Origin of the sequence: Dickeya aquatica, from assembly GCF_900095885.1 — a bacterium.
GTDB classification, from domain to species: Bacteria; Pseudomonadota; Gammaproteobacteria; order Enterobacterales; family Enterobacteriaceae; genus Dickeya; species Dickeya aquatica.
The window spans coordinates 1,694,612-1,707,442 of record NZ_LT615367.1 but is presented as its reverse complement, the minus strand read 5'-3'; the positions used below and the strand labels follow the sequence as shown (position 1 = coordinate 1,707,442).

10 protein-coding genes are annotated in these 12,831 nt (G+C 57.6%); 4 read left to right on the top strand and 6 right to left on the bottom strand.

Features of this window, described 5'->3' with window-relative positions; translation table 11 throughout:
- Positions 1-127: 127 nt before the first annotated feature.
- Entirely contained in the window at positions 128-1,708 is a 1,581-nt protein-coding gene (locus tag DAQ1742_RS07490) for an ABC transporter substrate-binding protein (RefSeq protein WP_371327846.1), read from the bottom strand.
- 186 nt (positions 1,709-1,894) lie between these two features.
- Here DAQ1742_RS07490 and pepT point away from each other — a divergent pair, with 186 nt between their 5' ends.
- Positions 1,895-3,148, top strand: a complete 1,254-nt coding sequence (gene pepT, locus DAQ1742_RS07485) for a peptidase T (RefSeq protein WP_180706273.1) — start codon at positions 1,895-1,897, stop codon at positions 3,146-3,148.
- Here the strand turns inward: pepT and DAQ1742_RS07480 are convergent.
- Positions 3,140-4,030 (bottom strand): helix-turn-helix domain-containing protein, encoded by an 891-nt coding sequence (locus DAQ1742_RS07480; RefSeq protein ID WP_035342692.1) that lies wholly within the window; start codon positions 4,028-4,030, stop codon positions 3,140-3,142. The two genes, pepT and DAQ1742_RS07480, sit on opposite strands and share 9 nt — an antisense overlap.
- Before the next feature lie 109 nt (positions 4,031-4,139).
- On the opposite strand from DAQ1742_RS07480, the gene DAQ1742_RS07475 reads away from it, so the two are divergent.
- Positions 4,140-5,051, top strand: a complete 912-nt coding sequence (locus DAQ1742_RS07475) for a DMT family transporter (RefSeq protein WP_035342694.1) — start codon at positions 4,140-4,142, stop codon at positions 5,049-5,051.
- A gap of 89 nt (positions 5,052-5,140) precedes the next feature.
- Here the strand turns inward: DAQ1742_RS07475 and rhlE are convergent, their stop codons facing one another.
- A complete protein-coding gene (gene rhlE / locus DAQ1742_RS07470) occupies positions 5,141-6,532 on the bottom strand; it encodes an ATP-dependent RNA helicase RhlE (RefSeq protein ID WP_035342696.1) in 1,392 nt (463 codons plus the stop codon).
- Between the two features lie 351 nt (positions 6,533-6,883).
- Here rhlE and DAQ1742_RS07465 point away from each other — a divergent pair, with 351 nt between their 5' ends.
- Together DAQ1742_RS07465 and clsB are read left to right on the top strand one after the other, a co-directional pair.
- Positions 6,884-7,654, top strand: a complete 771-nt coding sequence (locus tag DAQ1742_RS07465) for an endonuclease/exonuclease/phosphatase family protein (protein WP_067487138.1) — start codon at positions 6,884-6,886, stop codon at positions 7,652-7,654.
- On the top strand, positions 7,651-8,844 hold the full coding sequence (clsB, locus tag DAQ1742_RS07460; RefSeq protein ID WP_035342700.1) for a cardiolipin synthase ClsB: 1,194 nt from the start codon (positions 7,651-7,653) through the stop codon (positions 8,842-8,844). Before DAQ1742_RS07465 ends, clsB begins: the two co-directional genes overlap by 4 nt.
- 183 nt (positions 8,845-9,027) lie before the next feature.
- On the opposite strand, the gene DAQ1742_RS07455 is transcribed toward clsB, so the two are convergent.
- The 3 genes from DAQ1742_RS07455 to DAQ1742_RS07445 all read right to left on the bottom strand — a co-directional run bounded on the left by DAQ1742_RS07455 (position 9,028) and on the right by DAQ1742_RS07445 (position 12,705).
- The gene (locus DAQ1742_RS07455) at positions 9,028-10,065 is read right to left on the bottom strand and encodes an ABC transporter ATP-binding protein (protein ID WP_035342701.1); all 1,038 of its coding nucleotides are present in this window, start codon (positions 10,063-10,065) and stop codon (positions 9,028-9,030) included.
- Positions 10,062-11,579 (bottom strand): ABC transporter permease, encoded by a 1,518-nt coding sequence (locus tag DAQ1742_RS07450; protein WP_232046651.1) that lies wholly within the window; start codon positions 11,577-11,579, stop codon positions 10,062-10,064. The genes DAQ1742_RS07455 and DAQ1742_RS07450 overlap by 4 nt, the downstream gene beginning before the upstream one ends.
- A 109-nt stretch (positions 11,580-11,688) precedes the next feature.
- Positions 11,689-12,705: an iron ABC transporter substrate-binding protein gene (locus DAQ1742_RS07445; RefSeq protein ID WP_035342703.1), complete on the bottom strand. Its 1,017-nt coding sequence runs from the start codon at positions 12,703-12,705 to the stop codon at positions 11,689-11,691.
- Positions 12,706-12,831 lie beyond the last annotated feature (126 nt).

The window sequence follows — 12,831 nt, the reverse complement described above, 5'->3', positions numbered from 1 at the left end:
ACTTACTCACATTCCACAGAAACCGCCAACAGCCGCCTGCGCCACGGTGTGACGCAGGCGGGCAAAGGCGGGCAATATACTGTTGCAGCAAGGCGGTGCGCAATCATTACCGTGCCCGCACGCAGGCTTACTGCTCAAGCTTCACCGGATAGAAAATGTGTTTACCGAACGGGTCTATCTCATAACCTCGCACGGTGTTGCGCACCGGCTCAAAAATGGTCGAATGGGCTATCATCACCGCCGGAGCCTGTTCATGCATCATAAACTGTGCCTGACGGTAGAGTGCCGTGCGCTTTTGCGGGTCCGGCTCGGCGCGGGCATCGGTAATCAACTTATCAAACGGCGGGTAACACCATTTAGCCGAATTAGACCCGCCGTTGGCGGAAGAACAGGTAAACAGCGGGCCGAAGAAGTTGTCCGGATCGCCGGTGGCAGTTGTCCAGCCCATCAATGCCGCCTGATGCTCACCGGCTTTGACCCGCTTGAGGTATTCGCCCCACTCATAACTGACGATATTGGCCTTTACCCCGACCTTCGCCCAGTCGGCCTGAATCATCTCCGCCATGCGCCGGGCATTCGGGTTATAGGGCCGTTGCACCGGCATCGCCCACAAATCGATAGCGGTTCCTTCCGCCAGCCCGGCCTCCTTGAGCAGTGCTTTGGCTTTTTCCGGGTCGTACTCATCGTCCTTCAGGTCAGCGGCGGCGCTCCACACGCCGGGCGGCAGCAGATTTTTCGCCACCGTTCCGGTGCCCTGAAAGACGGCGTCGATGATGGCCGGTTTGTTAATGGCCAGCGTCAGCGCCTGACGCACCTTCAGGTTATCAAAGGGCGCTTTTTGGGTGTTAAACGCCAAAAAACCGATATTCAAACCGGCTTTATGCATCAGTGTCACGTCGGGGTTGTTTTTCATTTCCGCCAGTTCCGCCGGATTCGGAAACGGCATCACCTGACACTCATTTTTGCGCAGTTTGGCATAACGCACCGACGCATCCGGTGTGATGCTAAAGACCAGCCGGTCGATGCTGGCTTTGCCCTGCCAGTAGTCGGCGAAAGCCTGATACAAAATGCGCGCATCTTTTTGATACTGCACCAGCTGGAATGGCCCGGTACCTATCGGCTCCAAATCGACTTTCTCTGGCGTACCGGCCTTGAGCATGTTCCCGGCATATTCCGCTGATAAAATCGAGGCGAAATACCAGGCCAGATCGGCCAGGAAAGGCGATTCAGCATGGCTTAAGGTAAAGCGCACCGTGTAATCATCCACCCGGTCGATAGCGGTAATCAGGCTACGTAACGACAGGCTTTCAAAATTGGCGTATGTCCCACCGGACACGTTGTGGTAGGGATGATTCAGGTCACGCTGGCGCTGAAACGAGAAGATGACGTCATCAGCATTAAAATCACGGCTGGGAGTAAACTGGGCGCTGTGGTGAAATTTCACCCCGCGGCGCAGGTGAAAGGTGTATTGCGTGCCATCCGGGCTGATTTCCCAGCGCTCGGCCAGGCTTGGCACCAGTTCCGTGGTGCCGACGGTAAAATCCACCAGCCGGTTATAGACCGGCACCGCGCTGGCATCGACGCTGGTGCCGGAGGTATAGAGCTGCGGGTTAAAATTTTCCGGCGAACCTTCCGAACAGTACACCAGCGTACTGGCTGATGCCGCCGCACTGGCAGCCAGCATCAGGCTGGCAAGCGCGCTGCGCATCAGGGTGTGTCTTATGGCGTGCTTCATCCCTCTCCTCACTTTTTATTGACTTCTGTGGTCTTCGCTGCGTAAAACGACGTCATTGATTCGGTTTAAAAACAGCTATTTCAGAAATATTTATTTCAGAAACATCGAGTTCAGAAACAATACCGAATATCCCACACGGTTTACTAATAAGGATCTGCTATGAGTCATAACCTGGAGCGCCAGTTGACCGATCGTTTCTCTCGCTATCTGGCAGTCACCAGCCAAAGCGATGCGAGCGCGACCACCTTACCCAGCACGCCGGGACAACAGGCGATGGCGCAATTGCTGGCAGAAGAGCTGCGCACGCTGGGGCTTAGTCAGGTCAGGGTTGATGACCATGCCATCGTCACCGCGCGATTGCCCGGCAACATGCCAGCCGCGCCGCGCATTGGTTTTATCGCCCATATTGATACCGTGGATGTCGGCCTGTCACCGGATATTCATCCGCAAATCTTGCGTTTTACCGGCGAAGACCTGTGCCTGAACCCGGAGCTGGACATCTGGCTGCGCGTGAGCGAGCACCCGGAAATCCTGCCCTATCTTGGCCAGGAGATCCTGTTTAGCGACGGCACCAGCGTGCTGGGGGCGGATAACAAAGCCGCTGTCACCGTGGTGATGACCCTGCTGGAAAATCTGCGCGATACCCCGCTGCACGGCGATATTGTCGTAGCATTCGTGCCGGATGAAGAAATTGGCCTGCGAGGGGCCAAGGCGCTGGATCTGGCGCGTTTCGATGTCGATTTCGCCTATACCATCGACTGCTGCGAGCTGGGCGAAGTGGTGTACGAGAACTTTAACGCCGCCGCTGCGGAAATCCGCTTTACCGGCGTGACGGCGCACCCGATGTCAGCCAAAGGCGTGCTGGTGAACCCGATTCTGATGGCCCATGACTTCATCAGCCAGTTTGACCGCCAGCACACCCCGGAGCACACCGAAGGCCGGCAAGGCTACGTCTGGTTTAACGATATCCATGCCAACGCCAGCGACGCGGTGCTGAAAGCGTCAATCCGTGATTTCGACCTGACCGGTTTTGCCCAGCGGAAACAGCAAATACGCGATGTCGCCGCACAGATTGCCGCCCGCTACCCAACCGGCAACATAACCTGCACCATCACCGATATTTACAGCAATATCAGCAACGCACTGGGCGATGACCGGCGTGCGCTTGAGCTGCTGTTTGCCGCCATGAACACCCTGTCAATTACGCCGAACGTTATCCCGATGCGCGGTGGCACCGATGGCGCGGCGCTGTCAGCCAAGGGATTTTTGACGCCGAATTTTTTCACCGGTGCGCATAATTTCCACTCGCGGTTTGAATTTTTGCCGCTGCCTTCGTTCGTGAAATCGTATCAGGTGGCACACACGCTGTGCCTGCTGGCAGCACAGACGCCAGCGGCCAGCCACTCAGCCTAAGTGCTGGCGGCGCAGTGCCGACGGGGTGATGCCATATTGTGCGCGAAAGCGCTGACTGAAATGGCTCGATGAGCTAAAACCACAGCCCAGCGCTATCTCGGTGATGGAGCGCTGACTGTGGCATAACCAGTGTTTCGCCTGCTCCAGCCGTCGCGCCATCACATACTGATGCGGGCTGACACCCTCACTGTGCTGGAACATCCGCGCGAAATGGAATTCGCTCAACCCGGCCTCTGCCGCCAGCTCGGCCAGCGTCAGCCCGTCGGCCAGATGTGCCTCAATCCGCGTCTTGACCCGTTGCAACACGGCCGGAGCCAACCCGCCCCGGCTGGCCGGGGCCTGCCAGTGCGGCTGGCTGTAGTGGCGCACCATGTGCAACATCACCAGCGTTGAGGTGGAGCTGAGCAGTAGCTGGCTGGCCGGATCTGCCCAGTCGCAACCCAGTAAGAAATGCTGGTACAACGCCTGTAATGGCGGGTCGGCCACGAAAATGCGCTCATCCAGATGCAGGGATGCCGGGCTGCGATCCCAGGTTTGCTCCGCCAGATGCCGCAGGTGGCGGTCAGTACAGTAGAAGTGCATAAACCGCAGGCTGCCGCGAATGTCCCAGGAAGACTGACTCTGTTGCGGCATCAGGCAAAAACGACCCGGCGCGCCGCCGTTAAACCAGCCATCCGGGCGTTTGTGGTAGCTTTCATAGCCCTCTTGCACATACATGCTCAGGGTGTGATGGTGGGTATTTTCCAGCGTGACGCGGTCGTGCGCATTCTGCCAGAGCGCCAGTTGCACCTGATTATCGAGCGTCACCGTCTGCTCCAGCCGGGTTTTGTGATGCTGTAATACCTCAAAGGCATCGTAATGATTGGCGCTCGCTGATTTCATTCCCCCTCCTTCAAAAACCGCAAGATTTTGTTACTCACCGCAACATGCTGACAGTATTGACCATCGCGCACGGCTATAGTCAGGTCAGGATGATATCGGGAGTATAAAAATGAATGCTGTGCTTTATTGTGCCGTGGTGCTGATTTGGGGCACCACCTGGATTGCCATCAGTCTACAGCAAGGCGGCATGGCCGCCGAGGTGTCTATTTTCTGGCGCTTTGCCATCGCCTCATCACTGCTGATGGCATTTTTGATGCTCACAGACCGCCTGCGCCCGTTGAGCACGCGGGCGCACCTCTTGTGCCTGGCGCAAGGCGTGACCGTGTTTGGCCTCAACTTCTGGTGTTTTTATCACGCCGTTGCTTTCATTCCAAGCGGACTGGAGTCGGTGATTTTTTCGATGGCCGTACTGTTTAATGCCCTGAACGGCCGACTGTTTTTCGCCACCCGTTTTAAACGTAACGTGATGCTGGCCGCACCATTAGGGCTCACGGGTATGGTGTTGCTGTTCTGGCAGGACTTGCTGAACCTTGACAGTCATCCGCAGCAGCTCTGGGGCATTGGCTTAAGCCTGCTGGGTACCTACGGCTTTTCGCTCGGCAACATGATAAGCACCCAACACCAGCGTCAGGGGCGCGACATCATGACCACCAACGCCTGGGGCATGTTCTATAGCACGCTGGTGATGGGCCTGATAGCCGCGATACTGGGCTACCGCTTTGCACCAGACCTCTCACTGCGCTACCTCGGCTCGCTGTTTTACCTGTCGCTGTTTGGCTCCGTTATCGGTTTTGGTGCCTATTTCGCGCTGATTGGCCGCATCGGTGCCAGTCAGGCCGCTTATGCCACCTTATTGTTCCCGCTGGTTGCGTTGTCCGTCTCAACGGTTTACGAAGGGTATCAATGGCATGGCAATGCCATTACCGGAATGGTGCTCATTTTGCTCGGCAACGCGGTGATGTTCTATCGCCCGCGCGAGCAACCTGTGCCAGCCGTTTTGCACAGTCAAAAACAGGAATAGGCACATCAAACAGACAGGGAATGAACGGGCAGAAAATCAGCAAGAGGTGGCACACGCCCGCGCAACCGGCGGGCGTGTACCGGCAAAAATCAGGCGCTGGTGGCCGGTTTACGCGGCGGGCGACGGCGGGCAGCCTGACCCTGCGGCCGCTGGCCTGCCGGTTTGGCTGCGCCGTCACGGCGTGGCCCGCTGCGTTCGCCAGATGAACGCGACGCCGTTCCTTCACGCCCGCCTTGCGGGCGCGGGCCCGATGTGCGGGCACCCGGCGCACGTTCACCCTGACGTGTCGCACCACCGCGGCCACCCTGACGACCGTTCTGGATAGGTTCCGCTTTGATGCTCGGGTCTGGTTCATACCCGGCTATTGCAATACGCGGGATCTCACGTTTTAACAGCCGTTCGATATCACGCAGCAATTTGTGCTCATCGACACACACCAGCGACAGCGCCTCACCGGTCGAAGCGGCGCGGCCGGTACGGCCAATACGGTGGACATAATCTTCCGGCACGTTGGGTAATTCATAGTTCACCACATGCGGCAACTGGTCGATATCCAGCCCACGGGCGGCGATATCCGTTGCCACCAGCACCCGAATATCACCGGCTTTAAAATCTGCCAGCGCACGGGTACGCGCCCCCTGACTTTTATTGCCGTGGATCGCCGCAGCGGTAATGCCGTCTTTATTCAACTGCTCGGCCAGGTGGTTCGCACCATGTTTGGTGCGGGTAAACACCAGCACCTGCTGCCAGTTTTGCTGGCCAATCAGGTGTGAAAGCAGTTCGCGTTTGCGTTTTTTATCCACAAAATGCACATGCTGCGTCACCAGCTCTGAAGGGGTGTTACGGCGCACCACTTCCACCGACGCCGGGTTATTGAGCAACGAGCTGGCAAGCGTTTTGATTTCATCAGAGAAGGTGGCGGAAAACATCAGGTTTTGCCGCTTAGCCGGCAGCTTTGACAGCACGCGGCGAATATCGTGAATGAAGCCCATGTCGAGCATTCTGTCGGCTTCATCGAGCACCAGAATCTCCACCCGCGACAAATCCACCGCGTTTTGGTGCTCCAAATCCAGCAGCCGACCCGGCGTGGCGATAAGGATATCGACGCCGCCACGCAGCTTCATCATCTGCGGATTGATGCTGACCCCACCAAACACCACCAGCGAACGCAGCCGGAGATATTTGCTGTAATCCTGCACATTCTCACCAATCTGTGCGGCCAGTTCGCGGGTCGGCGTCAGAATCAGTGCGCGCACCGGGCGGCGGCTTTTGGCCTGCGCGGGTGACTGGCTCAGTAATTGCAAGAGCGGCAAGGTAAATCCGGCGGTTTTACCGGTGCCAGTCTGGGCACTGGCCATCAGGTCACGGCCTTCCAGTACCACCGGAATAGCCTGACGCTGAACAGGGGTAGGCTCACGATAACCTTGCTCGTCTACCGCACGCAAAATATCGGCACTCAGGCCGAGAGATTCAAAAGACATAAAGAGAACAACTCCAGAACCACCCTACCCGACCTTCGTCGGTGCAGTTTTTAGGGTGACAACAGATGGGTTTGGCGCGGCGCTGAGGTTTGCACCTGGCAACGATAAACCCGCATGAATGGGCACAAACTACGGTGCATGACTGCGCGCGATTCTAACAGAAAATCGACTGTTCGAGGAATTTTTATCTATCGTGCCGCGGTTATCCTTAAGATTGTTGGCGAAAAAGCCGGTTTATGATGGATATCAACCCGTTGTATAACATTCTGCCAACAACAGCGGAACCCACACGGCGTTTTTCGCACCACCAGCTACACTGAAAACTGCGTTATCTGGCCACGAGGGAGCGCTATGGATATTGTCTTGTCACCGTCATCGGCGTTTTCGTTCACCGTCCTGACCCTCAATACTCACCGTGGGTTTAGCACACTGAACCGCCGCTTTATCCTGCCGGAACTGCGTGAAGCCGTGCGCGCGGTGCGCGCCGACATTATCTGTTTGCAAGAGGTGCCGGGCCGCCACGCAACCCACCCTTTACAGGTGGAAAACTGGCCGGACACATCCCACTACGAGTTTTTGGCACACACGCTGTGGAATGATGAGGCCTATGGCCGCAACGTCATTTACCCGCAAGGTGAACACGGCAATGCCGTGCTGTCGCGTTTCCCTATTTTCAGCTATCACCATCTTGATACGGAGAATGCCACCGACGACCAGCGCGGCCTGTTGCATTGTATTGTCAAAGTGCCTAATCGGGAGCTCTACCTGCATGTGGTGTGCGTCCATCTCGGGCTTGGTACATCACATCGTCAGCAGCAACTGCAGCTATTGTGTGATTTTATCGACACCTTGCCACCGCAGGCCCCGCTGGTGGTCGCCGGTGATTTTAATGACTGGCAAGGCAAAGCCGGGGCCATACTGCACCAGCGCGCCGGGCTGACGGAGGTGTTCAGCGCCCATTTTGGCAAACCCGCACGCACCTTTCCGGCACGATTCCCGGTGCTTTGCCTCGATCGCATCTATGTGCGTAACGCCTCCCCCCTTATCCCGACACTGTTGCCGCACGAGCCGTGGTTACATTTGTCGGATCATGCCCCGCTGGCGGTAGAGATGCAGCTATGAAGACGGACTGGCGTGATGGCAACCAGATAGAACTGCTGGTCAACGGTGATGAATTCTACCCGAGCGTGTTTAGCGCCATTGCGCAGGCGCACAGCCGGGTGGTACTGGAAACCTTCATCTGGTGTGAGGACAACGTCGGTTATGCGTTGCAATCGGTGTTGATTGCCGCGGCACAGCGCGGTGTCAGTGTTGATGTCACCGCCGACGGCTACGGCTCACATGAATTATCGCCACCGTTTCTGCGCGCGCTGGTTAATGCAGGCGTGCGCGTTCACTTCTATGACCCACGTAAACCGCTGCTCGGGCTGATGCAAACCAATTTGTTTCGACGTCTGCATCGTAAAATCGTGGTGGTAGACGGCGAAACGGCCTGGGTCGGAGGCATCAATTATTGCGACGATCACCGCAGTGATTACGGCCCGCAGGCCAGGCAGGACTATGCCATCAAAATACGCGGCCCGGTGGTGGATGACATCAACCGCTTTGTGCTGGCTGCACTGGCGCATGATGAGGAGCCACACGGCAGCTGGCGACAGCGTTTTCGCCGCCCGGCCCGTAACCCGCACCCCGGTAATGCACAGGCGCTGTTCATCTGGCGTGATAATGGCCAGCACCGGCGTGATATCGAGCGCCACTATGTGCAGATGCTGCGCCGGGCACGGCGCGAGGTGGTGATAGCCAATGCCTATTTTTTCCCCGGCTATCGGCTGTTGCGCGCCATGCGCAATGCCGCCAGACGCGGCGTGCGAGTGCAACTGGTTATTCAGGGGCAACCGGACATCCCGATAGTGTTGGTCGGAGCGCGGTTACTTTATCCGTGGCTGGTGAAGGCCGGGGTGGAAATTTATGAATTTCGCCGCCAGCCGCTACATAGCAAAGTGGCGCTACAAGACGATTACTGGACAACCATCGGCTCCAGTAACCTTGACCCGCTCAGCCTGGCCTTGAATCTGGAAGCCAATCTCGTGATTCATGACCGGGCGTTTAATCAACAACTGCGTGGCCATCTCTGCGAGCTGATGGAACAGCACTCGGTGCGCGTTGAACCGTCAGCCTTGCCTAAACGCACTTACTGGCAGGTGGTAAAAAATGTGCTGGTGTTCCATTTCCTTAAACGCTTTCCATCGATGGTGGGCTGGCTCCCCGCTCATCGCCCAACGCTTACGCGAATAAAATCGCAAGACCCCTGATAACCCCGATATCATTATCCCACTCTTAACTCCCAACAGGGCCATTCGTCCCTGTTGGGGGGGGACACCGCATACCAAGAAAAAAACGCCGTCAGCAACAAGCCACAGGTCAACAACGAGGGACTTTACGCCTCATGGTTTGTTGTCCTGCCTTGTCTGAATGACCGGCCAGGCCGCACCCGCTTAATCCAGCCGGTGCGCCAGCCCGGCCACCTGCACATTAACCAGACTGCCACACACCACGTCTTCCCGACTGATGCTCTTAAGCTCAATCACCTGGCCGCTTTCGCCAAGACGCAGGCGCAGCGTGGAGACAAAACCGGCAAACTCAATACCCACCACCGTTGCCTGAGGTGACGACGATGACGGGCTGGCCTGCGTGATGTGAATTTGCTCCGGGCGCAACATAATGCGTCCGTCACCGTGGAAATGCCTATCATCGACGGCCACCGCCCCCAACACGCAGTGAGCACGCCCGTGTTGCAGTTGGGCAGGCAACACCAGGGTATCGCCCAGAAACGCTGCCGTTTCTTCGTCTACCGGTCGTAAATAGAGCGACTGGGGTGTGCCAACCTGTACCAGTTGCCCCTGACGCATCACCGCGACTTGATCGGCAAATGACAGCGCCTCGGCCTGATCGTGCGTGACCAGAATCGACGCCACGCCTGCCTGCGCCAGCAGGGCCGACACCGCCTGACGCGTTGCGGCGCGCAAGCCGGTATCGAGCGCGGAGAAAGGCTCATCAAGCAGCATCAGCGCCGGGCGCTGTGACAGCGCGCGCGCCAGCGCCACCCGTTGCTGCTGGCCACCGGATAGCTCATGCGGCCAGCGGGCGGCCAGACGCTTATCCAGTGACACCCGCTCCATCAGCTCATCCACCCGCCGCTGTTTTTCAGCCTTACTGCCGCCAAGGCCAAAGGCGATGTTTTGCGCCACGGTAAAATGGGGAAACAGTGCACCATCCTGCGGCACAAAGCCGATACCTCGCTGGTGTGCCGGTATCCACTGATGCTCATCCGCCACCACCTGCCCCTGCAACCGCACCACTCCACGGTCTGGCGCATCAAAACCGGCAATAATGCGCAACAACGTGGTTTTGCCTGACCCTGACGGCCCGACAATCGCGGTTCGGCTGCCGGGCGCGACCTGCAAGGCAATGTTATCGAGCACCGTCGTGGCGTTAAACGCCTTGCTGATGCCAAAAAGTTCAAGCGTATTCATAAACCTGCCGTGCGTTTAGATTGAGAATAGAGCAACCAGGTTAATGGCAACGATAACACCACCATGATCAGTGCATAGGGTGCAGCGGCCATATAATCAATTTCACTGGTCAACGCCCAAAAACCGGTTGCCAGCGTGCGCGTGCCGTTAGGTGCCAGCAGCAGTGTCGCGGTTAATTCATTGGTGATGGCCAAAAACACCAGCGCCGCACCGGCCGCGGCACCCGGGGCCGCCAGGCGCAGCGTAACGCGCCAGAGCGCCTGCATCGGTGAACACCCCAGACTGCGGGCCACGTTCTCAAGCTCGACCGGAGCCTGCGCCACCCCGGCGCGCAGATTCACCAGCGCGCGCGGCATAAACATCAGCACATAGGCCAGCAACAACGTGAACCCGGTCTGGTATAGCGGGCGCAGGGTATGAATGGTAATCGTCACCAGCGCCAGTGCCACCACAATACCGGGCAGCGCACTGGTGATGTAATTGCAGCCTTCCAGCAACCGATAAAGCCGCGAGGGATGCCGTATCGACAGCCAGGCCATCGGGAAGGCGCACAGCGTCACCAGCAGTGCACCTGACACGCCAAGCCACAGTGTTTGGGATAACGCGGGCCACAGATCCGGGTTTTGCCACACCGCTACACCGCCAAGCCACAGCCAGCGTGTCAAGGTTGCCAGCGGTACGCCGAGGGACAGCAGTGTCACCACCGCGGGTAACAGCAGGCTCATCAGCGCCTTACCGGGTGTTAGCACACAAGGTAACTGACTGCGGGCGCTGCCTGCGCCGACGCGGGCATAACGTGCCCGGCCCCGGCTGAGCGACTCGAGCCATAACAGCGCCAGACAGCAAACGACCAGCACACCGGCCAGCATGTTGGCCGCCAGTCCATTAAATGTTGACTGGAATTGCTCAAAAATAGCGGTGGTGAAGGTATCAAAACGGATCATGGCATACAGACCATATTCCGCCAGCAAATGCAGCGCAATCAGTAATGAGCCGCCCCAGACCGCCAGACGTAACTGTGGCAGCACCACCGCGAAAAAACACCCCCAGGGCCGGGTGCCAAGTGAGGTGGCCACATCCTCCAGACCGGGATCAAGACGCCGCAACACGGCGGCTGCCGGCAGATAGATGAACGGGAAATAGGCGATGACCGACACAAACACGCCCGCACTCAGGCCATGCATACCCGGCAGTACGCCTATCCAGGCATAGCTCTGCACAAATGCCGGCACCGCCAGCGGTGCCGTCAGTAACAGTGACCACACCCGACGACCCGGCAACGTGGTGCGCTCGGTCAGCCAGGCAAGGGCCACCCCCAGCAGGGCGCAGAGCGGCAAGGTGATAACCACCAGCAACACGGTATTGAATAACAGCTCCCCCACCCGGGCACGAAACACCAGTGCCTGAATGGTTTGCCAACCGGTATTGAGGGTGATCGCCACCACAAAGCCGAGCGGCAATAACGCCAGTAACGACAGCAGCACGGCGCACAAGGCCAGGCCACTGCTGCTCATGCGGCCCGAGCGACGCCGCAAGCGCACCGGTTGGCTTGCTTCTGCCCGCACCGTTTTCCACTCCATGTCTGCCATCGGTTTTATCGTACTCCCGCCCTGCGTTGCATCATTACAGCAGCCCTGCTTCGGTCATCAGTTCCACCACTTTTTTGCCATTCAGGCTGGCGGCATCCACCGTCGGTGCCTGCAACTCTTTCAGCGGCACCAGTTTCGGGTTAGACGCGGCATTTACGCCCACGGCGTATTCAAACGCCGTGTTGGTGCGCAGCACCTCCTGGCCTTTTTTACCGGTAATCCATTTGATGAACGCCTGCGCCTGCTGTTTGTGCTTGCTGGAAGCCAGTACGCCACCGCCGGAGATGCTGACGAATGCGCCCGGATCCTGCTTTTTGAAGTAATGCAGACGCACGTTCTTGCTGTTTTCACCGGTTTTCGCCCCGTCAACAAACGGGTAGTAGTGGTAGATGACGCCGCTGTCTATCTGACCGGCATTCACCGCTTTCATCACCGTGCTGTTACCTTTGTAAGCGGTGAAGTTAGCCTTCATGGCTTTAAGCCATTCCAGCGTCGCTTTTTCACCCTTAAGCGCCAGCATCGCGCTGACGATGGCCTGGAAATCAGCGCCCGACGGTGATGCTGCCCAACGGCCCTTCCAGTCCGGCTTAGCCAAATCCATCAACGAGGCGGGAAGTTGGGCTTCGGTAAATTTTTCCGGGTTATAGACAAACACGGTCGAGCGCGCGGCAATGCCAATCCAGCGGCCGTGCGACGGGCGATATTGCGGCTCCACCTGTGAGAGGGTGTCTGCATCCAGCGGCGCAAACAGATTGGCATTATCCACCAGCACCATCGACGGCGAGTTCTCTGTCAGGAACACATCGGCCGAAGAGGCATTGCCTTCCTGCACCAACTGATTACCCAGCTCACTGTCACCGCCATTACGCAGCGTGACTTTAATACCGGTGTCCTGCGTGAACCCCTCAACCCAGGACTTCACCAAATTTTCGTGCTGCGCGTTGTAAATGACGATGCCGTCATCTTCTGCCTGCGCGCCAAAGGAAAAACCTAACACCAGAGAAGACGCCAGCAACGTGGCGGGGAACAGAGAAGCAATACGCCGTTTCATACCCTTATCCTTTTTAACTGTATGACAATAAAGCGGTTAGGCGGAATGTTTACCGCGAGCCTATTATCGTTGCACAGAAATGGAAATAAAAATAATTCTTATTAATCGTTTTTTTAACAAATTTTT

What these genes read in the sequence shown, in the direction of transcription:
- DAQ1742_RS07490 (WP_371327846.1), bottom strand. Translation starts at nt 1,708, where the DNA reads ATGCGCAGCGCGCTTGCCAGCCTGATGCTGGCTGCCAGTGCGGCGGCA.
- pepT (WP_180706273.1), top strand. Translation starts at nt 1,895, where the DNA reads ATGAGTCATAACCTGGAGCGCCAGTTGACCGATCGTTTCTCTCGCTAT.
- DAQ1742_RS07480 (WP_035342692.1), bottom strand. Translation starts at nt 4,030, where the DNA reads ATGAAATCAGCGAGCGCCAATCATTACGATGCCTTTGAGGTATTACAG.
- DAQ1742_RS07475 (WP_035342694.1), top strand. Translation starts at nt 4,140, where the DNA reads ATGAATGCTGTGCTTTATTGTGCCGTGGTGCTGATTTGGGGCACCACC.
- rhlE (WP_035342696.1), bottom strand. Translation starts at nt 6,532, where the DNA reads ATGTCTTTTGAATCTCTCGGCCTGAGTGCCGATATTTTGCGTGCGGTA.
- DAQ1742_RS07465 (WP_067487138.1), top strand. Translation starts at nt 6,884, where the DNA reads ATGGATATTGTCTTGTCACCGTCATCGGCGTTTTCGTTCACCGTCCTG.
- clsB (WP_035342700.1), top strand. Translation starts at nt 7,651, where the DNA reads ATGAAGACGGACTGGCGTGATGGCAACCAGATAGAACTGCTGGTCAAC.
- DAQ1742_RS07455 (WP_035342701.1), bottom strand. Translation starts at nt 10,065, where the DNA reads ATGAATACGCTTGAACTTTTTGGCATCAGCAAGGCGTTTAACGCCACG.
- DAQ1742_RS07450 (WP_232046651.1), bottom strand. Translation starts at nt 11,579, where the DNA reads ATGAGCAGCAGTGGCCTGGCCTTGTGCGCCGTGCTGCTGTCGTTACTG.
- DAQ1742_RS07445 (WP_035342703.1), bottom strand. Translation starts at nt 12,705, where the DNA reads ATGAAACGGCGTATTGCTTCTCTGTTCCCCGCCACGTTGCTGGCGTCT.